At 68.4% G+C, this 20526-nt stretch carries 22 protein-coding genes and 3 pseudogenes; 13 read left to right on the plus strand and 12 right to left on the minus strand.

The window, feature by feature from the left end:
- Positions 1 to 27: 27 nt before the first annotated feature.
- Together AB0959_RS14580 and AB0959_RS14585 are read left to right on the plus strand one after the other, a co-directional pair.
- On the plus strand, positions 28 to 1272 hold the full coding sequence (locus tag AB0959_RS14580; protein ID WP_366826746.1) for an FAD-dependent oxidoreductase: 1245 nt from the start codon (positions 28 to 30) through the stop codon (positions 1270 to 1272).
- 36 nt (positions 1273 to 1308) lie between these two features.
- On the plus strand, positions 1309 to 2016 hold the full coding sequence (locus tag AB0959_RS14585) for a TetR family transcriptional regulator (protein WP_366826747.1): 708 nt from the start codon (positions 1309 to 1311) through the stop codon (positions 2014 to 2016).
- On the opposite strand, the gene AB0959_RS14590 is transcribed toward AB0959_RS14585, so the two are convergent.
- Positions 1970 to 2422 (minus strand): hypothetical protein, encoded by a 453-nt coding sequence (locus tag AB0959_RS14590; RefSeq protein ID WP_366826748.1) that lies wholly within the window; start codon positions 2420 to 2422, stop codon positions 1970 to 1972. The genes AB0959_RS14585 and AB0959_RS14590 overlap by 47 nt on opposite strands.
- 433 nt (positions 2423 to 2855) lie before the next feature.
- Here AB0959_RS14590 and AB0959_RS14595 point away from each other — a divergent pair, with 433 nt between their 5' ends.
- The 3 genes and pseudogenes from AB0959_RS14595 to AB0959_RS14605 form a co-directional block, all read left to right on the plus strand.
- Entirely contained in the window at positions 2856 to 3065 is a 210-nt protein-coding gene (locus AB0959_RS14595) for a hypothetical protein (RefSeq protein ID WP_366826749.1), read from the plus strand.
- A 54-nt stretch (positions 3066 to 3119) separates the two neighbouring features.
- Positions 3120 to 4127, plus strand: a complete 1008-nt coding sequence (locus AB0959_RS14600; RefSeq protein WP_366826750.1) for a zinc-binding dehydrogenase — start codon at positions 3120 to 3122, stop codon at positions 4125 to 4127.
- Between the two features lie 13 nt (positions 4128 to 4140).
- Positions 4141 to 4285 (plus strand): annotated as a pseudogene (locus AB0959_RS14605) (carbohydrate kinase); the annotation flags it as partial.
- Positions 4286 to 4438: 153 nt separating this feature from the next.
- On the opposite strand, the gene AB0959_RS14610 reads toward AB0959_RS14605, so the two are convergent.
- Both AB0959_RS14610 and AB0959_RS14615 read right to left on the minus strand, forming a co-directional pair.
- The gene (locus tag AB0959_RS14610) at positions 4439 to 4642 is read right to left on the minus strand and encodes a ferredoxin (RefSeq protein ID WP_366826869.1); all 204 of its coding nucleotides are present in this window, start codon (positions 4640 to 4642) and stop codon (positions 4439 to 4441) included.
- Positions 4643 to 4719: 77 nt separating this feature from the next.
- Positions 4720 to 5952, minus strand: a pseudogene (locus AB0959_RS14615) (cytochrome P450).
- 335 nt (positions 5953 to 6287) lie between these two features.
- Here AB0959_RS14615 and AB0959_RS14620 point away from each other — a divergent pair.
- Positions 6288 to 6476 (plus strand): hypothetical protein, encoded by a 189-nt coding sequence (locus AB0959_RS14620; RefSeq protein WP_366826751.1) that lies wholly within the window; start codon positions 6288 to 6290, stop codon positions 6474 to 6476.
- A 15-nt stretch (positions 6477 to 6491) separates the two neighbouring features.
- Positions 6492 to 8066 (plus strand): carotenoid oxygenase family protein, encoded by a 1575-nt coding sequence (locus AB0959_RS14625; protein ID WP_366826752.1) that lies wholly within the window; start codon positions 6492 to 6494, stop codon positions 8064 to 8066.
- A gap of 84 nt (positions 8067 to 8150) precedes the next feature.
- Here AB0959_RS14625 and AB0959_RS14630 read toward each other — a convergent pair whose 3' ends face one another.
- From AB0959_RS14630 to AB0959_RS14660, 7 genes and pseudogenes are all read right to left on the minus strand, one after another.
- Entirely contained in the window at positions 8151 to 8621 is a 471-nt protein-coding gene (locus AB0959_RS14630; protein ID WP_366826753.1) for a MaoC/PaaZ C-terminal domain-containing protein, read from the minus strand.
- Between the two features lie 161 nt (positions 8622 to 8782).
- Positions 8783 to 9496, minus strand: a complete 714-nt coding sequence (locus tag AB0959_RS14635) for a MarR family winged helix-turn-helix transcriptional regulator (RefSeq protein WP_366826754.1) — start codon at positions 9494 to 9496, stop codon at positions 8783 to 8785.
- A gap of 258 nt (positions 9497 to 9754) precedes the next feature.
- Entirely contained in the window at positions 9755 to 10135 is a 381-nt protein-coding gene (locus AB0959_RS14640; RefSeq protein ID WP_366826755.1) for a nuclear transport factor 2 family protein, read from the minus strand.
- Positions 10136 to 10168: 33 nt separating this feature from the next.
- Positions 10169 to 10579, minus strand: a complete 411-nt coding sequence (locus AB0959_RS14645) for a nuclear transport factor 2 family protein (RefSeq protein WP_366826756.1) — start codon at positions 10577 to 10579, stop codon at positions 10169 to 10171.
- A 2-nt stretch (positions 10580 to 10581) separates the two neighbouring features.
- Positions 10582 to 11388 carry an MBL fold metallo-hydrolase gene (locus AB0959_RS14650; RefSeq protein ID WP_366826757.1) on the minus strand — a complete coding sequence of 269 codons (807 nt, stop codon included), beginning with the start codon at positions 11386 to 11388 and terminating at the stop codon, positions 10582 to 10584.
- A 396-nt stretch (positions 11389 to 11784) separates the two neighbouring features.
- Positions 11785 to 12063 (minus strand): annotated as a pseudogene (locus AB0959_RS14655) (TetR family transcriptional regulator C-terminal domain-containing protein); the annotation flags it as partial.
- A gap of 30 nt (positions 12064 to 12093) precedes the next feature.
- On the minus strand, positions 12094 to 12240 hold the full coding sequence (locus tag AB0959_RS14660) for a hypothetical protein (protein ID WP_366826758.1): 147 nt from the start codon (positions 12238 to 12240) through the stop codon (positions 12094 to 12096).
- 363 nt (positions 12241 to 12603) lie between these two features.
- Between AB0959_RS14660 and AB0959_RS14665 the strand changes: the two genes are divergently transcribed.
- Entirely contained in the window at positions 12604 to 12975 is a 372-nt protein-coding gene (locus tag AB0959_RS14665; RefSeq protein WP_366826759.1) for a hypothetical protein, read from the plus strand.
- 213 nt (positions 12976 to 13188) lie between these two features.
- On the opposite strand, the gene AB0959_RS14670 is transcribed toward AB0959_RS14665, so the two are convergent.
- Complete coding sequence (locus tag AB0959_RS14670; protein ID WP_366826760.1) at positions 13189 to 13518, minus strand: helix-turn-helix domain-containing protein; 330 nt, start codon at positions 13516 to 13518, stop codon at positions 13189 to 13191.
- Positions 13519 to 13814: 296 nt separating this feature from the next.
- On the opposite strand from AB0959_RS14670, the gene AB0959_RS14675 reads away from it, so the two are divergent.
- The 5 genes from AB0959_RS14675 (at position 13815) to AB0959_RS14695 (ending at position 19446) form a co-directional block, all read left to right on the plus strand.
- Positions 13815 to 14771 carry an ABC transporter permease gene (locus AB0959_RS14675; protein WP_366826761.1) on the plus strand — a complete coding sequence of 319 codons (957 nt, stop codon included), beginning with the start codon at positions 13815 to 13817 and terminating at the stop codon, positions 14769 to 14771.
- Positions 14768 to 15685, plus strand: coding sequence for an ABC transporter permease (locus AB0959_RS14680; RefSeq protein ID WP_366826762.1), 918 nt, complete (start codon positions 14768 to 14770; stop codon positions 15683 to 15685). The genes AB0959_RS14675 and AB0959_RS14680 overlap by 4 nt, the downstream gene beginning before the upstream one ends.
- A 71-nt stretch (positions 15686 to 15756) precedes the next feature.
- Complete coding sequence (locus AB0959_RS14685; RefSeq protein WP_366826763.1) at positions 15757 to 17337, plus strand: ABC transporter substrate-binding protein; 1581 nt, start codon at positions 15757 to 15759, stop codon at positions 17335 to 17337.
- 65 nt (positions 17338 to 17402) lie between these two features.
- Positions 17403 to 18425 (plus strand): ABC transporter ATP-binding protein, encoded by a 1023-nt coding sequence (locus AB0959_RS14690; protein ID WP_366826764.1) that lies wholly within the window; start codon positions 17403 to 17405, stop codon positions 18423 to 18425.
- Positions 18415 to 19446, plus strand: a complete 1032-nt coding sequence (locus AB0959_RS14695) for an ABC transporter ATP-binding protein (protein ID WP_366826765.1) — start codon at positions 18415 to 18417, stop codon at positions 19444 to 19446. Before AB0959_RS14690 ends, AB0959_RS14695 begins: the two co-directional genes overlap by 11 nt.
- A gap of 154 nt (positions 19447 to 19600) precedes the next feature.
- Here AB0959_RS14695 and AB0959_RS14700 read toward each other — a convergent pair whose 3' ends face one another.
- The gene (locus tag AB0959_RS14700; protein WP_366826766.1) at positions 19601 to 20509 is read right to left on the minus strand and encodes a CoA ester lyase; all 909 of its coding nucleotides are present in this window, start codon (positions 20507 to 20509) and stop codon (positions 19601 to 19603) included.
- Positions 20510 to 20526: the final 17 nt, after the last annotated feature.

A 20526-nucleotide genomic window follows, 5' to 3' on the forward strand; every position in this document is an offset into this window, starting at 1 on the left:
ACCGCCTTCTTCATGCTGAGGACAGCCATGCCCAAAATTCACCACGTGATCGTCGGCGCGAGCATCGCCGGGGTGTCGGCCGCCGCGGCCATGCGCGAGAACGGCTTCGACGGCACCATCACCCTGGTCGACGCCCAGCGGCTGCTTCCCTACGAGCGGCCGGCGCTCTCCAAGGTGGCGGATCCGGAGAAGGCCGTGCGCCCCATCTTCCCGGACGGCTACTACGCCGAGCACGACATCGATCTCGCCCTCGGCGCCCGGGTCAGGCGCCTGGACGACGACCGGCACCGGGTTGTGCTCGACAGTGGGGCCGACCTGCCCGCCGACCGGGTACTGCTCACCACGGGTGCCTCCTGCCGCCGCCTGGGCGTCCCGGGCGAAGGACTCGCCAACGTACACACTCTGCGCACGGCGGACGACGCCCGCCATGTCTTCGCGAGCCTCGAACGGGGCGGCCCGCTGGTGGTGGTCGGCGGCGGCTTCATCGGTCTGGAGGCCGCCGCGGTGGCGCGGACCATGGGCGCCGAGGTGACGGTTGTCGAAGCCGGAGAACTTCCGCTCCACGGCCCGTTGGGCCCCTCGGTCGCCCGACTGATGACCCGGTTGCACCAGGAGCACGGCGTCCGCGTCGTCACACACCAGAGCGTGCGACGCTTCCTCGGCTCCCAGGCCGTGCAGGAGGTCGTCTTCACCGGAGGCCGGCGCCTCCCGGCCGCCACCGTGATCGTGGGCATCGGCGTGGTCGCCAACGACCAGGTCGCACGCGAAGCGGGCGCCACCTGCAGGGACGGGGTCGTGGTCGACGGACACGGACGGACCGATCACCCCTGGCTGTGGTCGGCCGGTGACGTGGCGAGCCAGATCCATCCCGGTGTCGGAACCCGCGGCCGGATCGAACACTGGGACGTGGCCATGCGCCACGGAGCCGCCGTGGGTGCCTCCATGGCGGGTAGGCCGACCGTCAACACGGCGGTCCCGTACTTCTGGACCGACCAGTACGGCAAGTCCCTTCAGATGTTCGGCAGAGCCCGACCGCAAGACCGCGTGGTTCTACGGGAGCAGGCGACGCCCGAACGTTTCCTCGCCTTCTGGCTCCGTGAGGACCGCGTCGTAGCCGTGGCCGGACTCGACGAGGCGAAGGCGGTGCGGGCGGCAAGGGCCCTCGTCGACTCGGGTGCGCCGGTCTCCGCCGAGGTGCTCGCCGATCCGTCCACCGACCTGCGTGCGCTGTCCCGCGGGCTTGCGCAGCGAGCCCTCTCCTCCTCCGCTTAAGGCATGTCCGCAACAAGGCCGACGAGAGCGAGGGACATGTTGGACGGTCAGATCATCGGCGTCCGCTCTCATCCGGACGGCGATCACCAATGTGGCAGACTCGTCGACATGGGCGAGGCCGGTGCACCAGACAGGAAGCGGGCAACGCGTGCGACTCGTTCGAAGGGGCGCGACACCCAACGCGTCAAAGACTCCGCGGCGACGCGCGACGACATTCTGCGCGCGGCGTCACGGCGTTTCGCAGAGCGCGGCTTTGCCCATGTGACCCTGCAGGACATCGCTGACGACGCCGGTGTCACGCCGGCCCTGGTCAACCGGTACTTCGTCTCCAAACGCGCACTGTTCGAACTAGTGGCGGCCCAGGTCCGCACAGGCTTCGAATGGAGAGAGTGGGGAGAGACGGACAGGCGTGAGACCCTCGCCGAAGGGATCGTGGACTTCTGGAAGGACGCCGACGCGAGGAATCCCGCGCTGGCACTGGTACGGTCCATCGACCTGGACGACGGGGTCCTGTTCCGCCGCGAGCTGGAGAAACGGGTCCGCGAGCCCCTTCGCCGCCTCCTCGAAGGTGACGCCGACATCGAGATCAAGATCCGCCTGCTCGAGTCACTGATCATGGGATTCGGCCTCTTCGGAACCGGAGCTCTCGTTGGAGAGCAGCGAGACGAGAGCTCCGGTTCCGAAGAGGACATGAATGTCAGACGTCGTCTCGATCGCATGATCCAGGCTTGCCTGGACGACTGATCGTTGTCCCACCCGGCAACCGACACCGGATCTCGTCCACCGCGGGGCCATGCTCTCCCGCACCGCCAAGTATCGACCGCGCCCCCGGACACAAGCCACCACACAGCCCGGCTCCAGGAAGTCGGCCCGGTGTAACGAGGCCGGTCTCGGTCGCGCCGCCGTCACTCACGGCGCCGGAGGCCGTCACGATGGCAGGCGTTGCCGACCTGATCGCGGCGGCGATGGCCTCGACGGGGGCGGCGAGGTCGCCGGTGTCGGCGGGCAGTGCGCCGCGGGCCAGGCCGAGGTCGCAGTCGGCGAGCACCTGGGCGAGGGGTTCCGGCTCGCCCGCCCCGGACAGGCGCCGGGTGTACTCGTCGGCGGGCAGGTCGTTGCGGACGATGGCCCGGACGGTGGTCTCGGACACCTACGCGGCCGGCTCGGCCAGGGTGAACGCCTCGTCACCGCCAAGGGCGTACACGGCTTGGATGTGTCCGTCCGTGTGCTGGGCAGACCGAGGCGCTGTGTTTCCGCGCCTCCGTCTTTTGTCGGCCTGTTCCTAGCGTTGGACGGCGCTCCAACCTGGGCGCAGCGGATTCACATACCGCTCTGCAGAGGCTGCCCCGTTCTGGTCGATGACGCGGTAGAGCTGAGGGGGTTCGGGAGCATCTGAACGTGCCCATCCGCGGGCGGCCACCCCTCGGACCGGCCGTCCGGTGAGGCCCCGAGCCCGCCGAGGAAACCGCCGATGGTGGAGCCTGCTACACCATCGATTCGGGAGTGGTCTCCCTCGCGGCGGCGAGCGCCTCACGGAATCGTTGTATCCGGCAGTCAACCGCTCATCGTCCCGAAGGATTTCCGTGAAGGCGTTCATCACCTCCAAGCCCGTGCTGTGGTTTCTGTTCCTGTTCAACCTGGTCGCCACCGCCGTCATCCCCTTTGTCGCCGACGGCACCCAAGCCCTCGGCGCCGTCATCGGCATGGGCCTGGTCTCGGTCAAGGCGGGCATCGGCCTGATCGTCAAGTACCGCAGGGAGAACCGGGCCCGCCACGCCCACGCCGCCCAGTAGCCGGCAACGAGCACCGGTCAAGCACCCGAATCAACAACCCCGGAGAAGAACACCATGAAGGCAGCCGTCTACAACGGCCCGAAGGACGTGACGATCGTCGAGCTGGAGACCCCGGCATGCGGAGACAACGACGTCCTGCTGAAGAACCTGTACGCGAGCGTGTGCGGATCCGACGTCTCCGCCTACCACCACGGACCCCGAGCCCACCGGATCACGCCGGGCAGTGAGTTCGGGCACGAGATGGTCTCCGAGGTGGCGGCCAAGGGCAAGAACGTCACCGGCCTCGAGGTCGGCGACCGGGTCTACCCCTATCCGGTGCTCGCCGCGGGAGACTCCTCCCGGGCGGGCACCCTGGGCGGCTTCTCCGAGTACATCCTGGTTCCCGACTGCGAGGTCGGTAAGCAGGTCCACCCGGTCAGTGACAAGATCACCACGAAGACCGCCGGCCTCATCGAACCGTTCACCGTCGCCACCCACGCCGCCCGCCGCGCGGGCCCGAAGAAGGGCGAGAACGCGCTCGTCTTCGGCGCCGGCACGATCGGCATCGCCGCCGCCATCGCGCTCAAGCACTTCGGCTGCGCCACGGTCATGCTGGCCGACCTGTCCGACTTCCGCCTGCGGAAGGCGGCCGAGCTGGGATTCGAAACCTGCAACTCCGGCACACAGGACCTGGCGGCCAAGTCCGCCGAGGTCTTCGGGCCGGCGCGCACGATCTCGGGTTCCACCGCCGACATCGACATCTTCATCGAGGCAACCGGGGCCGGCGCGCCGGTCGACACCTACCTGTCGATGGGCAAGGTGTTCAGCCGGATGGTCGTGGTCGGCGTCCACCAGACCCCGCGCCCCATCGACCTGGCGAAGCTGGCGTACTCACAGCACAGCGTCATCGGCTCGGGCGGCTACCAGCCCGAAGACGTCCACACCGTCATGCAGATCATGGAGTCCGGGACGTTCGACATCGAATCCATCATCACTCACGAATTCCAGCAGGCCGACATCGTCAGGGCGATCGAGACCGCGCATGACGTCAACAGCGCGCTGAACGTCGTCATCAAGTACTGAGGGGCGTTTCCCGCGGCTCAGCGAGGACGGCCTGGAGCTGCTGCTGCCGGATACCACCCGAATGCGCGTGCGATACCTGGCGTGCCGTCGGAACACGGCTCGTCGTGATCACCTTCGGAGCCGACGGCGCCCTCGCCTCACTCGACGGGGAACGGCTTTGGCCCACCAGCCATGCTCGGTCGCTCGTCAAACCGTCGCCGCGATCGTGCCGAGCGGCGTCGTGCACCAGAGCACGCCTTGACCGAGACGGGCGGAGCCTTCGACGGCTGGAAACGATGTGCGTCCTCGGCCATCGAAGGCTCCGTTACCGGTCATACATTGTCGTCATGGAGCGTGATGGCTGCGGCGGGGCAGACCGCCGCCGCTTCCCGGACGACGGGGTGCTGGTCCTGGGCGGGTTCCGGGTCCAGCAGGATGACGATGCCATCGTCGTCCCGCTGGTCGAAGACCTCGGGGGCGATCAGTACGCACTGCCCGGCACCGCAGCACTTGTCCTCGTCGATGGTGACCTTCACGGCCTCTGCCTCTCCTCTGGGGTGTTCGTCGTCGGTCGTCGCTGTCTCGTGCGGCACGAGGATGCCCTCGTGGCGGGTCACCAGCTCACGATGACCCCTTCCAAGCCACTGACGATCAGCCCGTCCACGCTCCGCAGCTCGTCGACGGGCACCGCCAGACGGAGGGTCGGCAGCATGCGCAGCAACACCTCCAGGACGACCAGCAGTTCGGTACGGGCCAGGGCCTGGCCCAGACAGGAGTGGGCGCCCGCGCCGAAGGTCAGATGCGGGTTCGGGCTGCGGGTGAGGTCCATCCGCTCCGAGGCGGCGAGGACCTTCTCGTCGCGGTTGCCGGCGGAGATGGCGCACAGCACGGTGGTGCCGCGGGGCAGCCGCTCACCGTCGACATCGATGCCCTCAGTGATGAAGCGCTGGATACCGAAGCCGGAGAGGTTGGTGTCGCAGCGCAGCACTTCCTCGACCGCGCTGCGCGCCAGCGAGGGGTCGGCCAGCAGGCTCTCCCACCGCGTGCGGCCGGCCAGCAGCATGGCGACCATCTTGCCGATCATGTTCACGGTGGTCTCGTGCCCGGCGACCAACAGCGCCAACGCCGAGGCCAGCAGCACGTCGTTGGACAGCCCCTCACCCTCCGCTCGGCTTTCCTCGATCAGCATGCTGATCACGTCGTCGCCCGGCTCGGCCCGCTTGTCCTCGATCACTCGGGACATTTAGGCGGTGAACTCGCGACGTGCGGTCCGCAGCTCCTCCTCGGTGAAGCGGTCGACGTTCAGGAACGCGTCCGACCAGTGGGAGAAGAGGTCTCGGTCCTCGGCCCGGGCACCGAGCAGGTTGCAGATCACGTAGACCGGCAGCGGGAAACCCAGTGCGGCCTTGATGTCCACGGGGCCGCCGCGCTCAATCATCTCGTCGATGAAACGCTCCGCCATCTGCTCCATGCCGGGGCGCAGTGCAGCCATGCGCTTGGCTGTGAAGTACTTGCCGACCCAGTCTTCGCCAATCCCGGTGGGCCTGTCCTCTCGCAGGGGTGCTCACCTCGTAGCCGCCCTGGGACGAACCTTCGCCGGCTGCTCCGCTCACACCGTCGGTGCCGAGCCGGGCGGCGTCGTCGGAGGTCGGCCGGTCGAAGCGCGCATCGTTCAGCACTTTCTTGATCTCGTCGTGTAGCGGGTCAGATAGGTCGCCGTGTCGCCGCTGGGCAGTGTCACATGGGCGACCGGGCACTGCCGGCGCAGTTCCTCCCAGGCGGGCGGCGGGTCCAGCGGCCCGTCGACGGGCAGCGGCAGATGGTACGTCAGCTCGTTCGAGCTCATCTGGGATCTCCTCGGTGGGGGCCCTTACCTGATGCGGCGTGAGGCGCCCGGTGATCGTGAATGCCCCATGGCCCTGACACCGACTCAATGAGTTGCGTCGTACAACCTTGACAGTTGCTTAATACAACTCCATGATATGTGCCATCGCAACGCAAGGCGATGCCTCTCGACATGAGGCATCAGGCGGCACCTTGTTCTCCCGCAACTCCAAGCTGTGAGGGAAAGACGGGGAGGGCAGCGGCTCGCTGCACCGAATCCCCGACCCGGCGCAGCCCGGGACCGAGTTGCTCCAGCCCACCGACACCGGCCGCGCCCCCCTTGTCGGAGATCACCGCTTGTCGGAGATCAGGGGTTTCCAGCACAAGCGGCTGGAGGAGCGACTCGGCGAGTGGTCCGACGACGGCGTCACGGCGTTCAGCCGCTTTTTCTGGCGTCTCGTCACTGAGATCGGCTGGCCGCACGGTCAGCCACTGCCCCTACCCAGTTTGATCCTGCACGGGGCCGCGCCCGCACGCATGCCCTGAGAAAGGAGTGCTCTCGTGAGTACTGACTACTCCGCTCTGTCCGCCGCTGAGATCGACGAGGAAGAGCGTCGTATCGATGCCGCGCTCGACCTGGTGAACTACAACCGGGACTCCGTCTACAACGTTCCCGGCTACCGGCCCGTGCGCCAGGAGCTCACCCACGCCCCCGTTCGTGTCAGCGGAGAGCTGCCTGTCGACCTGGAGGGTGTCTACCTGCGCAACGGCACCAACGTCCAGTTCGACGACAGTCATGTCCGGCTCCACGCCTTCTCCGGAGCCGGAATGATCCACCAGATCCAGATCACCGGAGGCGCGGCGACCTACTCCAACACGTATGTCCGCACGCCCCGCTTCGAGGCCGAGCGCGCGGCGGGCCGGGAGATCTACCCGGACTTCTCCGACATGACCTCCGGCAAGTCGGGCCTCGATCGGATCCTCCTCACCGAGGAGAAGATCCGACGCGGACTGATCCCGAACCTGGACAACTACGAGAGGACTCCGGGTTCGACCTCCATCCGGTACCACCACGGACGGCTGTACTGCCTTCAGGAGACGGGCTACGCGTTCGTCCTCGATGCCCGCGTCGAGGACGGCCGGCTCGTCCTGGACGGTTCCGGCAACCACGAGACGTGGTCGGGAGAGTGGGAGGGTCCGTTCTCGGCGCACCCGCGCGTCAACCCCGACAACGGTGACGTCTACAACATCAGCGTCGAGCCGTCCGGACAGATCATCGCGGGTCTGATCAGCAAGGGCGAGCTTGCGGCGCAGGCGGCCGTGCACCAGCAGACGGAGGAGACGGGGGGAGAGATGGGGTGGCTGCACGACTTCTTTCTCACAGAGCACTACATGGTCTTCCCCGACAGTTCCGTCCGCCGCGACGCCAAGGGCCTGGCCGGCCCGGAAGGCAGTGTCTTTCGTTACGACCGGGACTACCGGATGCGTTGGGGCGTCATCCCCAGGGAATTCGGGCCTGACACCGGGGTGCGCTGGTTCACCACCGAGCAGATCGGCATGGTCTGGCACGTCATCAACGCCTGGGAGCGCACGGCCGGCGACGGGTCCACCGAGATAGTGCTTTACTCCCCGGCCTTCCCGTCCTACCCGTCGAGCGTGCCGATCCACACTCCGGAGGAGCCGCCGGCCCAGGTCAGGACCTGGGTGCTGAACCTGGACAGTGGTGAGACGACCGACGACCGGCTGCTGATCGACCACGGCTACGAGCGGCCCAGCCTCAACCTGGGCTACGTCGGCAGGCCAAGCCGCTACTGCTACCTGCTCGATGAGCACGGCGACGGGTACATGGGCAAGGGCGTCCTCAAGTACGACCTGATCGACGAGAAGGAAGTCGCCTATCTCGACTACGGCGACATGTACGGCGGCGAGGCTCTGTTCGTGCGCAAGCCGTCCGCCACGAGTGAGGACGACGGGTACCTGGTCGACCTGCTCATGGACGACCACCGCGCGGAACTCATCGTCATAGACGCCAAGGACATGCAGGAACTCGCCCGTCTGCACCTGCCCCAGCGTGTTCCGTTCGGTGTCCACGCGACGTGGCTCGAACCCGACGAGATCGCCACGCTCGCCGGCTGACGCTTCGTCGGCTCCTCACCTCGGCTCCCCTGCGTGAAGGGTTGCCCGAGCCGGCCACCGCAGGAGCCGCCGCGGCGGCTGTCTTCAGCCGCCGCTCGCACGTCCGGCCGGTGGAGGACGGTGTTCCCAGAGAGTCGCTCCCTGGATCTCCAGGACGACGGTTCCGGTGTCGTTCGTCAGGGTGCCTCGGCTGTGGACGATGGCGGTGCCATCGTCGCGGGGACGCACCTCCGCGATTTTCATCGAGCCGTGCAGTACGTCCCCGGGACGGACCGGCGCCCGCATGTGCACGGAGCTGATCTCCCGGCCGGCGATGAGGGCGGCGCGTGAGAACACCGCGTCCACCGTGAGGCGTTGCAGGACGGCCATGGTGTGGAAGCCGCTGGCGATGAGGCCACCGAAGCGGCCGGCGGCCGCCGCGTCCTCGTCCGTGTGCAGGGGCAGCGGATCGAAGCGACGGCCGAACTCGAGGATCTCCTCCTTGGAGATCTTCGCGGTGCCCAGGTCGAACACGGCCCCGGGGCGAAGCTGCTCGGCGTACAGCACAGACCTCACCGCCGCCCCGGCGCCGGGGCGAGCCCTGCCCGGCCTCGGCATGAAGGGAGCCGGTGGATGTGCACGTCCACGCCGAGTCGCATGCCGGTCTCCGTCCGTCCTCGTGTGTCAACCGCTGCTGATGGTCTGGCGCTGCCCGCGGGGCGGGTACTGCCCGGACGTCAGTCGAGTTCCGTGACGAACCGCCACAGCAGGCGGCTGAACGTCTCGACGTCTTCGTCCGGCCACCGTCCGAGCCGCTCATCGAGGCCCTTGCGCTGGTACTGCCTGACGCGGGCGAGGCGAGCGCGACCGGTATCGGTGAGCTGCAGCAACTTGGTGCGGGACCGCGACGGATGCGCCACCCGGTGCAACAGGCCGTCTTCCTCCAGCCGGGACAGCTGACGGCTGACGGTCGATTTCTCCAGCCCGTACCGCTCCGCCAGGTCGGAGGCGGTCGGCTGGGGAAAGGTGCCCACGTACGACAGCATCGTGTAGGCGACGAAAGACAGCTCGTCGTACATATTGTTCGCCCGCACTCTGGCATTACGGGAGAACAGAATGATCGCCTCGTGGATCGTGTCGAGGGGCTCGTCCCGTGCTGCCATGACACCATCCTGCTGTTGTATGAAGCAACCGTCAAGCGTGGTTGTGTCGCGTGACTCTGGACTCGTAGGCGGGAAGCCGCTGGAACAGCGGCGCAACGGAATGTCCTCGGACGCGGGTCGCGGCAGGACAGCGGCATCCGTTTCAGGAAGTCCCCGGGGCGCGGAACCGTGGGTCGGGGGCGCGTCCATGATCGGGACGACCGCCGATTCGACACCCTCCAGCGTCAGATGACAGGCGGGGTCTTGAAGGTCGGCGGTGTGCCGGGTGTCGTCCGGGCAGGTGTTCATGAAGCGGATGCCGTCCGGCCCCTTGTGAGCGCGGCGGGCGCGGGCCCACGAACTGCGGATCAGCAGGAACGCGAGTACCCCACCGCGCCGACAGCGGCGAGGTGGAGGTCGATCACTAACCAGTGTGAGGAGGGGGTGGCATCGCCGGGGCGGTTCTTGCGTCAGCCAACGCGTCCTCCACGGACAGTGGCCCGGCGGCGGTCGGTCGTGCCGCGCGAGAGTGCGGCGAGTCACCTGACCGACGCGCCACCGTGGAAGTCAGAACATGGTGTTGTCGTTGGCACTGTTCTCGGGCACTTCCTGGATCACGTCCCAGTGTTCGACGATCCTGCCGTCCACGACCCGCCAGAAGTCCGCGACGGCCATGCCACGGTCACCGGGCTTGAGGTGCAGGTTGCTGTGGGTGACCACGAGGTCCCCCTCGGCGATGGCCCGCTTGATGTCCAGGCGGAGTTCCGGGAACTGACCGCGCAGCCAGTGGACGTAGCCGACGAAGGCGTCGGGGCCGTCCTGTGCCTCCGGATTGTGCTGGATGTAGCTCTCACCGAGGTGCGCGGTTGCGGCCTGCTCCGGCTGGTATTCGTTGAACGCCTGCTCGTAGAAGGCGAGGACGAGCGCCTTGTTGTCGGCTGCGGACATGGGATCTCCTGGCATTCGGGGGTACGGGACGGATCAGGCGGTCATGGCGTCGCGCACGAGCGCGGTGTCGACGAACTGCTCGAAGCGGACGATCAGTCCGCCGCGGACGACGAAGTGGTGGGCGACCCGGACGGCGATCGGCTTGCCGGTGGCCTTGTGGGTGGCGGTGTAGCGGGCGAGGACGACGACGTTCTCGCCGTCGACGACGTAGGTGTCGTCGTGGGCGGTCCAGTCGTCCCACTCCTTGCCCAGTTGCTCCATGACGTTCGAGGTCACTCCAGTGGGGGTGCGGTAGGTGCCGGCGAGCGGGAAGCCGGCCATCTCCGTCCACTCCACGTCGGGGGCGAGGGTGGCACGCAGGGCCTCCAGGTCACCGGCCGCGGAGGCCAGGTACTGGCGCCGTACGACGTCCGCGGGGGCGGTGGAGGTGGTGAACTCGCTCATGATCAGCCCCACTTCATCTCGCCCTTGGCGACCTTCGCGCCGATCTGGGCAGCGATCAGCATGCCGTTGTCCGGGTAGCGGGCCACCAGCGCCTCGGTGAGCGCGGCACCGTCGGCGGCCTTGCCCAGCTCCTCCTCGAAGGCGACCAGGTAGTCACGGGTGGCGGTGATGGCGGAGGCGTCGGCCGGGGTGCCGGGGAGGCGGTGGCCGGGCACGACCAGTTCCGGCTGAAGCGCCGCCATCTCGTCCAGCAGCATGATCCAGGCGGAACGGTCCTCGGCGGTGGGGGTGTCGGCGACCCACACGTGCTCCCGCTGGAAGAGCAGTACGCCCCCGAGCAGGGCGCGGTGCTCGGCCTGCCACAGGTAGTGGCGATCGGGCAGCGCCGCCGGGCCGCCCCTGAGCTCGAAGCGGTGGCCCTCCAGGGTGAGGTCATCGGTCAGCGGCTCGATGGTGACCAAGCGGGTGGGCAGGTTGGGGCCCAGGGCTTCCCAGGCCTTGAGCTTGCCCTCGTAGGAGTGCGCGATGTGCTCGATGACGATCGGAGTGGCGACGAACCGCGCCTCGGGGAACGCGTCGGCGATCACCTCGGCCCCGAAGTAGAAGTCGGGGTCCGCGTGGCTCACGAAAACGGTGGTCAGCGTCTTGCCCGAGTCGAGGACGGCGGCGGCCAGGCGGTGGCCGTCGGCACGGGTGAAGCCGGCGTCCACCAGCAGCGACTCACTCTCACCGGTGACGAGGGTGGCGGTCTTGTTCTTGCTGCCTGCGGGAAAGTCCAGGTCGAGGACCTTGAAGGATAGAGTGCTCATCGGTGCCTCCTGCACGCAATCGTGGAGACATGGAGGACGCCCTACACGGAGCCCGGTGCGTGGATCGGAATGCCTGATGCGGACGACCATGCCTGACGAGACAGTATCTGAGGTTTCAAGTAATCGCTCGCTGAGATGTGGATCACCGCTTCGTTTTGATGCGGTCTTTAGCCACGGTATGCCCGGCGAGGCGGAGATCTCCTCGCCCTCCGAGGATGAGCGGGCCGGCACAGGAGTCAGCCTCCCGGTGTCAGGATCACCGCCTGTCCGCCGACGCTGGCTCACCACCTCGGCAATGGGTCTCGAACGCGCCCGCAGCGGACCGCCCTTCCGGCGCATGGAGGCCCCGCCCCCGTTTCGGGGCAAGGCGAGCAGCCGTAGAGCCAGGCGAGTTCCTCATGACTCGCCTGGCTCGCCTGGCTCGTCCGGCGCGCGGCGGCCGGTGGCGTGGGGTCGGGGGCGGGCTGCATCGCACAGCAACCGCAGCTGGCGGGTGACCGCCACTGAGTCCACGGCCCCCGGGCTCAGCAGCCACTGGTTCTCCGCTCCCTCGCCGACAGCCAGAACGAGTGCGGCGAAGGCATTGGGGTCCAGACCCGAACGTAGCTCGCCGGGCTCGATGGAGCGCCGCACGATGTCCGCCAGTACCCCGCGCAAAGTCGCGTACCGCCTGGCCGCCCACTCCCGGGCCGGGTGTTCCTCGCCCTAGGCTTGTGCCGTGAGGATGTGCGCGAGCTGGACCAGCGCTCGGTCGCCGACCACCTGAGCGGTGAACGCCTCCCTGTTCTCCAGGAGCTCCAAGAGCGTCAGGCCGAGGTCGGGCTGCACGACGTGCAGCTCGGTGGCCATCATCTGCCTGCCGGTCAGCGCCTGTGCCGGCGATGCCTGCCGCCCTGCTCGGGTGTCTCGAGGTCCTCCGCCCACTGGCGGGTCGGGAGCGGAATCCGGTCGTTCGCCAGGCTGCTCCACCTCTTGCGGCCTGACCGGTTCTTCACGGACATCTCGTCATGGGGCGGCATCGCGATCTGCCCGGCATCAGGGTCGGTCGTCCTCGTATCGCGCTGTAATCCGATGCACCATCCGATTTCGGTTGACTCTAAAGCAACAGGCGTAAATGCAAGGGGAGTTGATGGCCGGATCACCGCCCGTGCCGTTTGTCGCGTCAGATATTGAAAGGTAAAGTACTCCCCTCATTCACCCCACGAAAGGAAAGCCGTGTTAAAGACGATCAAGCACGCCTCCGTTCTCTCGGTCACGACGGCCGCGCTCGCTCTCGCGGTCGCCGCCCCGGCCGGCGCTGACGAGCTCGGCACGCAGAGCATCGTCGGAACCGCCTACGAGGCACAGGACTTCGGGGGTCGCTCCGGCGCTCTGGAGGCCAACACGTCCACCTGCACGGACATCCCGGACGTCGCCACAGTGCGCGCGGCAGCGAACAATGCGGGTTCCGGCCAGGTCATCACGCTCTACATGGACCTCGACTGCCAGTGGCCGATCGCCACGCTGACCCCGGGCCAGTCCAACCCGGGCGGTCAGAACCACCTGGGCATCCTCGGTGCCCTCGCCTACACCTCCGAGCCCGCGTGACACCTACCACGGCCGTCTGACCTTCCCGGGGGCGCGATCGACCGCGCCCCCGGGCTCCGTTCTCGGGGCGCCCGCCAACCGGCATCAATCGGATCGTCCGTCGGTCTGAGGGCGGAAAGCGCCGACGTCCGGAGGCCGGACCTGGCGTACGACCCGGCGCTGAGGCTCGCGCCACGGTTCATCCGCGTCACGTCATCCCTCCGACCCGCTGCGTCAGGGGCATGCTGCGCCGCGGAGCATGTACCGGTTCTTCCACCTCGACCTGGCCGACTCTGGCCGAGAGGACGCTGGCGAGGCGTTCTGTGGCCACGGCGATCTGCTGGGCCCGGGCGAGGAGCGGTGACATGACCGGCCCTGAATCTCGATGAGCAGGTTCTCCTTAAACCCGACGGAGTAGTACAGGGCGCCCTTGGCGAGACCGGCCGCCTGGCTCGGGTCGTTGACGGAGGTCGCGGCGTAGCCCTTGCGCGCGAACAGTCTGGCCGCTGTGTCGATGACCTTCTGGCGTCTGATCTCGTAGTCCGGCCGTGACCCGGTGGCCACGGCATCGGACTCTCACTCCCGGTGTGGCTACGTCGTGTTCTCAGCTTCCGTTTTGGACCGAACGGCCTATTGCATGTATCGCACATCGCGATCTCCGCCGCACGAAGAGTCCTCGCACAATCCGTTCCGTTGAGCGGACACCCCGCGCCCACCGCCTGCGGGCCGTCACCATGCTGGGCTGACAACGCGCCACGAAGCCACCCGTGCCGTTCAAGACACCGGTGCCTCATGACACCTGGCCCTTCGAGACCTGTGCCCTACAAGACACCTGTGCCCTTGCAAGAAAAGAGAGACGCATGGTGCTCAACGCCGCGAGACGCCTTCTGCGCAGCCTCACCGTCCTCTTGTTGGTGACCATGGGGTCGGTGGCGCTGCTCAGCCTGGCGCCCGGTTCGGTCGCGTCCGTCATCCTGGGAGAGAACCCGACACCGGAGTCGATCGCCCGGCTGAACGCCCAGCTGGGCATGGACCGGCCTCTGTGGAGGCAGTACACCGACTGGCTGGGTGACGCGGTCACGGGTGACCTCGGGACCTCGCCGGTGACCAACGAATCGGTGGTCCACGCCGTCCTGGCCCGTCTGCCCGTGACGTTGGAACTGGCGGGCCTCGCCCTGGCGATCTCCCTGGGCGCCGCCGTGCTGCTGGCCGTGCTCTCGGCAGCCCGGGAGGGGACGGTCACGGACCGGGCGACCACCGCCTTCTCGTCGGTGCTGCTGTCGGTCCCGGCCTTCATCGCCGGTCCGCTGCTCATCTACTTCTTCTCGCTCCAACTGGGCTGGTTCCCGGTGAGCGGGTGGTCCCGCGTCGGCGACGACGGGCTGGGCGCGAACCTGCGCAGCGCCCTGCTCCCCGCAGTGGCCATCTCGCTGACCGAGATCGCCTCCTTCCACCGGGCGCTGCGGGCGGATCTGATCTCCACACTGCGCGAGGACTTCATCGGCGCGGCGCACGCAAAGGGTCTGAGCCGGAGTTACGTCATGTTCCGGCACGCCCTGCGGCCGTCGTCGTTCTCGCTCATCACGCTCGCAGGCATCAACCTCGGCCGGCTGATCGGGGGCACGGTCGTGGTGGAGACCCTGTTCTCGCTGCCGGGACTCGGCCAGCTCATCGTCAGTTCGATCATCTCCCGCGACCTCGTATCGGTGCAGGGGATCGTGGTCTTCGTCGTCGTGGCGTACGTGGTCGTCAACACGCTGGTCGACCTCAGCTACCACTGGCTGGATCCGCGGGTGAGGAAGGTGACCGCAGCATGACGAGCCCCGAACGGACCGCCGAGTACACGGCGGCACAAGAGCCCGGCTCCGGAACCGAGGACGATCGGACGGAGGAGCCGTCGGTCGCGCCGACGCGGCGCAGACGGTCGATCCTCGTCTACATCGCCTACACCTGGCTCGCTGTCGTCGTTCTCGCCGCCGCCCTCGCCGACGTGCTTCCGCTGGCGCCGTACGGCACGCCCATCGGTGCACCGCGGCAGACGCCCCAACCGGGCTCGCTGGACCTGTCCCTGGGCACCGATCAGCTGGGTCGTTCGCTGCTGTCGCGGTGCGTCTACGGCGCGCGGGTCTCCCTCCTGGTCGGGGCCGGCGCGGGGTTGCTCGGGGCGGCCGTCGGTGCGGGCCTCGGGATGCTCGCGGGATACTTCCGCGGCAAGGTCGACGCGCTGATACAGCTGCTGGCCGACGCCATGCTGGCGTTTCCGCCGCTGATCCTGCTCCTGGCACTCTCCTCGGTCCTCACTCCCAGCGTGTCGACCATCCTGATCGGCCTGACGCTGCTTGTCGTCCCCACCTTCATCCGCCTGGCCAGGGCTAACACACTGTCCTGGGCCTCGCGGGAGTTCATCACCGCCGCGCGCAACATGGGCGCGAGCGACCGGCGGGTCCTGGGGCGCGAGATCCTGCCCAACCTGTTGCCCTCTCTGGGCGCCTACCTGCCGGTCGTGATGGCGGCGCTGATCGTGGCAGAGGGTTCGCTGAGCTTCCTCGGCATGGGCATTCCGCCGCCCACGCCGAGCTGGGGCGGAATGATCGCCGACGGCAAGGACGCGATCGGCGACTACCCGCACATGGTCTTCGTGCCCACCGCGTTCATCTTCCTGACGGTGTTCGCCCTGAACCAGGCCGGGGACCACCTGCGCCACCGATTCGACCGAGGGCTTGGCGAGTGACGCGCGTCCGCAGCTCATCCCTCGTATCCGTCGAGCCGATCCATCCCTGACCCGCCCCTGACGAGAGGTCCATGATGATCCGAACGAGAGGCTTCACCACGACAGTGGTCGCCACGTCCCTGGCAGGGCTCCTGCTCGCCGCCTGCGGAGGTGGAGGCGACGGGCAGAGCCCGAAGGGCTCGGGTGGGGCGTCGGGCAAGCCGGTCCCCGGCGGTGCCGGGAAGGTGCTCACCCTCAGCGAGTGGCGCACGCTCGACCCGGCCCTGAACGGCAACAACTTCGCGAGCGGCGCGATCGTTGGCAACGCCCTCTACGGAACCCTGCTCACCGACGACCCCGAGTCCGGCAAGACCCAGTACTCGATGGCCACGTCCTTCGCCACCACCGACCGAGGCAGGACCTACGAGCTGAAGCTGCGCGACGGGCTCAAGTTCACCGACGGCACCGCGCTCGACGCCGCGGCCGTCAAATACAACTGGGACCGTATGCGCGACCCCAAGACCGGCTCCCCGTACCTCGCCGACGCGTCGCGGGTCGCCTCCACCAAGGCACTGGACGCGACGACCCTCCAGGTCAAGATGCGGGAACCGGAGTCCCACTTCGCGGAGTCGATCGTCACCACCTCGCTGAACTGGATCGCCTCGCCGACCGCGCTCGCCAAGGGAGCCAAGGCGTTCGACGCGCGTCCGGTCGGTGCCGGCCCCTACACCCTGAAGGAATGGCGGCGCCAGGACGCCATGGTGCTGGCGAAGAACCCCGGCTACTGGGACGCTCCCAAGCCGTACCTGGACACTCTCACCCTGCGGGCCGCCGTCGACGCGAACCAGCGACTCAACACGGTGACCAGCGGTGGCGCCGACCTCGCCGTCGAGTCGAACTGGCAGAACCTCAAGAAGGCGGAGGACGCCGGGCTTCCGACGAACACCATGCCACTCAGCGGTGGTACCTACCTGGCACTGAACACGCGACGGGCACCGTTCAACGATCCTCGGGCGCGTGCCGCGGTGGCGGCGGCGGTCGACTTCAACGCGGTCGACGCGTCGGTCTACAACGGTGCCGCTCGAACGGTCGACACTCTGTTCGACAAATCTTCCCCCTTCCACGCCGACATCCCGGTGAGCAAGCCGGAACCGGCCACCGCGCAGAAGCTCTTCGACGAGGTCGCCGCGGACGGCAAGCCCGTCTCGTTCACGATCACCAACACCTCGTCCACCGAGAGCAAAGCAGTGGCCGAGGCGGTGCAGGCCCAGCTGAGCAAGTTCAAGAACGTCACCGTGAAGATCAAGCTCGTGGAGTTCGCCGAGTTCCTGGCCCTGCAGACCTCGCATGACTTCGACGTCACCACGAGCTCCGCCTCCTTCATCGACCCCGAACCGAGGCTCTCGACCGCGTTCGAGAGCACCTCCCCGACCAACATGAGCGGCATCTCCGACAAGCAGCTCGACGCCGCCCTCAACGAGGGACGCACGGAGACCAGCGTCGACAAGCGCAAGGCGGCCTACGAGGAGGTCCAGAAGCGCCTGGCGTCACTCCACCCCGTGCTCTGGGTCAACCGGACCGCCGCCGGCGTCATCTCGGCCAACGACGTCGGAGGCCTCCAGCAGTACGGCTTCGGCTCCCTATGGCCCGAGGAACTCTGGATCAAGCACTAGACGATTCCCGTACCGGCTCTTCCTGCCGACTGCGCTGCCGTCCGGATGAAAGGTCGCGACAGGCCATGCAGAGCACGATGAACGATCCGATCCTCGAAGTGCGCGGTCTGCGGGCCCATATCGGGGCGCCGCGCGGAGTCGTCCGGGCGGTCGACGACGTCTCCCTGACGATCGGCCACGGGCAGTCACTGGGCATCGTGGGGGAGTCGGGGTCCGGGAAGTCCGTGATGGCGAAAGCGATCATGGGAATGCTTCCGCGGCGCTCCGGATGCTCCGGTCAGATCCTCTTCCGAGGACGGGACATGCTGGCCCTGCCCAACAAGGAGCTCAGGAAGATCTGGGGGGCCCAGATCGCCATGGTGCTTCAGGACCCGGGACGATCGCTCAACCCGGTCGTGCGGGTGGAGCGGCAGCTCACCGAGGGGATGCGGCGACATCTGGGCGTCGGGCGCGCGGAAGCGAGGTCCCGGGCGGTCGCTCTCCTCAAGGAGGTGGGCGTCCCCGATCCGGAACGGCGAATGCGGAACTATCCGCACGAGTTGTCCGGAGGCATGCGTCAGCGGGTGATGATCGCGACGGCTCTGGCGTGCGAACCGGAGCTGCTCATCGCCGACGAGCCGACGACGGCGCTGGACATGACCGTCCAGCGTCAGATCCTCGACCTGCTGCGCCGTATCCAGCGGGACCGGGGGACGGCACTGATGCTGATCAGCCACGACCTGGCCGTGGTGGCCGGGCGCACGGACCGCACGGCGGTGATGTACGCCGGCAGGCTCGCCGAGGTCGGGGCGACACGCACGGTGTTCGCGGCACCGCGGCACCGGTACACCCACGCCCTGCTGGGGGCGGTTCCCACGATCGACCACCCACGGCACACCCCGCTGCGTCTCATCTCCGGGACACTGCCGGATCCCGTCGACCCACCGCCGGGCTGCCGGTTCGGTCCTCGGTGCACGGCGGCCCGGACCGAGTGCGGCGTCCCGGGACCGGCCATGACCTCGGTGGGCGACGACCACGGGGTCGCCTGCTGCGTCCCCGTCTCCTTCCCGGCCGCTCCACTGTCCGGAGGTGAGTCCCATGGCGGGTAGCGGAGACGCCCATCTGCGCGGTGGTGCGGCTCTGTTGACGGTCAGGGACCTGGTCGTCGACTACGCCACAGACGCCGGCGTCGTCCAGGCGGTGTCCGGCATCAGCTTCGACGTCCTGCCGGGTGAGACACTCGGGATCGTGGGCGAGTCGGGATGCGGCAAGTCCACGACCGGACGCGCCGTGCTGCGGCTGAACCAGCCGACCGGGGGCACGATCGAGTTCAGGGGCGAGCGGATCGACCAGGCCGGCCCGGCCCGGCTGCGTACCCTGCGGCGTGAGATGCAGATGGTCTTCCAGGACCCGGTGGCCTCCCTGAACCCGCGCCGCGCCGTCAAGGACATCGTCGAGGAGGGGCTGGCCATCGGCGGCATGCCTCCGCCGGAGCGTGCCGCGCGGTCGGCCGCCGTCCTCGCACAGGTCGGCCTCGACCAGGAGCGGTTCGCCGACGTGCTGCCCCGCCGGCTCTCCGGCGGGCAGGCGCAGCGCGTGGCCATCGCCCGGGCCCTGGCACTGGACCCCAAGCTGCTGATCTGCGACGAGCCCGTGTCGGCCCTCGACGTCTCGGTCCAGGCGAAGACACTCAACCTGATCGAGGAGCTCAAGGCCGCGTACGAGCTGACCGTGGTGTTCATCGCCCACGACCTGGGCGTGGTCCGGGCGGTCAGCGACGATGTGATGGTCATGTACCTGGGCAAGGTGTGCGAGTTCGGCGACGCCGACCTGGTCTACGACCGCCCGGCCCACCCGTACACGCGGGCTCTGCTCGACTCGGTCCCGTTGCTCGACACCGAGCACGGGTTCAGCGGGCCGGCGCTGGAGGGCGACATCCCGTCGCCGCTTGCGCCCCCGACGGGCTGCCGCTTCCGGACGCGGTGCCCGCTGGCCACGGAGCAGTGCGCCGTCAGCGAGCCGCAGATGCGCCGGGTCCGAGAGGACCAGTACGTCGCGTGTCACTTCCCGCTCGTGGCGGACAGCGCATCGGACGCGGAGAGCGCACCGGACCCCACCCTCTCCGGGTGAGCCGACGGGGACGGACGGGCGGCACCCCGAGGGCTGGGTGAACCCTGCGGGTGCGCGTCCAGGAGCTGCCGGACGGCCTGGCCGCGCGGGGGCACACCGTCCCGCGGGGGCCGCCGCCCGTGGCGTGCGGGAAGGGCGGCGGCCCCTGGTCCGGTCAGTCGGCCGCCACGGACTGGTGCGCGAGGATCTGCTCTGCCAGCTTCACATGAGCGGCGTCCACCAACTGGCCGTCGACACTCGTGGCACCGAGGCCGTCGGCCTCCGCGGTGCGATAGGCGGCGAGGTTGCGCCGGGCACGCTCGATCTCGGCGTCCGACGGCCGGAAGACCCGGTTGCCGATCTCGATCTGCGAGGGGTGGATCGCCCACTTCCCGTTGAACCCGAGGCTGGCCGCGGCGCGGGCGTCCTGCTCGTAGCCCTCCGGGTCCCGGAAGTCCGGGTAGGGAGCGTCTATGGCGGCGATTCCCGCGATCCGCGCGGCGGTGAGGACCCGCATCCGCGCGTAGTACCAGAAGTCACCGGGATACGGCTCGCGCGGTCGGAAGTTGGTGTCGACACGGGCGCCCTGGGACACCGACAGATCCCCGGCGCCGAAGATCACGGCGTCCAGCCGGTCGCTGGCGGTGGCGATCTCCTCTGCGTGGGCGACACCGGCGACGTCTTCGATCAGGACCTCCAGGCGGATCCGCTTCCCGAGGCCGATCCTCTCCTCGATCTGGGTGAGCAGTACGTCGACCCACCACACGTCCCGCGCTGCCGTGGCCTTGGGGACGATGAGGGTGTCCAGGTTCTCCCGGGCCCCTTCGACCACCTCGATGATGTCGCCGTACGCCCACTTGGTGTGGATCGCGTTGATGCGCACCGCGCGGGCCGTGGTGCCCCAGTCGTACTCGTTGAGGGCCCGCACCGCCTTGCCGCGGGCCTCCTCGCGCAGGGCGGGGGCCACGGCGTCCTCCAGGTCGAGGAAGACCAGGTCGGCGTCCGAGGCGGCGGCCTTGGCGAACATGCGCTCGTTGGTGGCGGGCGTGGCCAGCTCGGACCGGCGCAACGGCGGGGTCGACATCGCTTCTCCTGACTTCG

It is taken from the genome of Streptomyces sp. NPDC046862 (assembly GCF_040704615.1).
Lineage (GTDB): Bacteria > Actinomycetota > Actinomycetes > Streptomycetales > Streptomycetaceae > Streptomyces.

Excerpts from the sequence above, each read along its gene's own strand:
- AB0959_RS14580 (WP_366826746.1), top strand. The coding sequence starts at position 28 with ATGCCCAAAATTCACCACGTGATCGTCGGCGCGAGCATCGCCGGGGTG.
- AB0959_RS14585 (WP_366826747.1), top strand. The coding sequence starts at position 1,309 with ATGTTGGACGGTCAGATCATCGGCGTCCGCTCTCATCCGGACGGCGAT.
- AB0959_RS14600 (WP_366826750.1), top strand. The coding sequence starts at position 3,120 with ATGAAGGCAGCCGTCTACAACGGCCCGAAGGACGTGACGATCGTCGAG.
- AB0959_RS14635 (WP_366826754.1), bottom strand. The coding sequence starts at position 9,496 with ATGAACACCTGCCCGGACGACACCCGGCACACCGCCGACCTTCAAGAC.
- AB0959_RS14640 (WP_366826755.1), bottom strand. The coding sequence starts at position 10,135 with ATGTCCGCAGCCGACAACAAGGCGCTCGTCCTCGCCTTCTACGAGCAG.
- AB0959_RS14645 (WP_366826756.1), bottom strand. The coding sequence starts at position 10,579 with ATGAGCGAGTTCACCACCTCCACCGCCCCCGCGGACGTCGTACGGCGC.
- AB0959_RS14650 (WP_366826757.1), bottom strand. The coding sequence starts at position 11,388 with ATGAGCACTCTATCCTTCAAGGTCCTCGACCTGGACTTTCCCGCAGGC.
- AB0959_RS14660 (WP_366826758.1), bottom strand. The coding sequence starts at position 12,240 with ATGATGGCCACCGAGCTGCACGTCGTGCAGCCCGACCTCGGCCTGACG.
- AB0959_RS14675 (WP_366826761.1), top strand. The coding sequence starts at position 13,815 with ATGGTGCTCAACGCCGCGAGACGCCTTCTGCGCAGCCTCACCGTCCTC.
- AB0959_RS14680 (WP_366826762.1), top strand. The coding sequence starts at position 14,768 with ATGACGAGCCCCGAACGGACCGCCGAGTACACGGCGGCACAAGAGCCC.
- AB0959_RS14685 (WP_366826763.1), top strand. The coding sequence starts at position 15,757 with ATGATGATCCGAACGAGAGGCTTCACCACGACAGTGGTCGCCACGTCC.
- AB0959_RS14690 (WP_366826764.1), top strand. The coding sequence starts at position 17,403 with ATGCAGAGCACGATGAACGATCCGATCCTCGAAGTGCGCGGTCTGCGG.
- AB0959_RS14695 (WP_366826765.1), top strand. The coding sequence starts at position 18,415 with ATGGCGGGTAGCGGAGACGCCCATCTGCGCGGTGGTGCGGCTCTGTTG.
- AB0959_RS14700 (WP_366826766.1), bottom strand. The coding sequence starts at position 20,509 with ATGTCGACCCCGCCGTTGCGCCGGTCCGAGCTGGCCACGCCCGCCACC.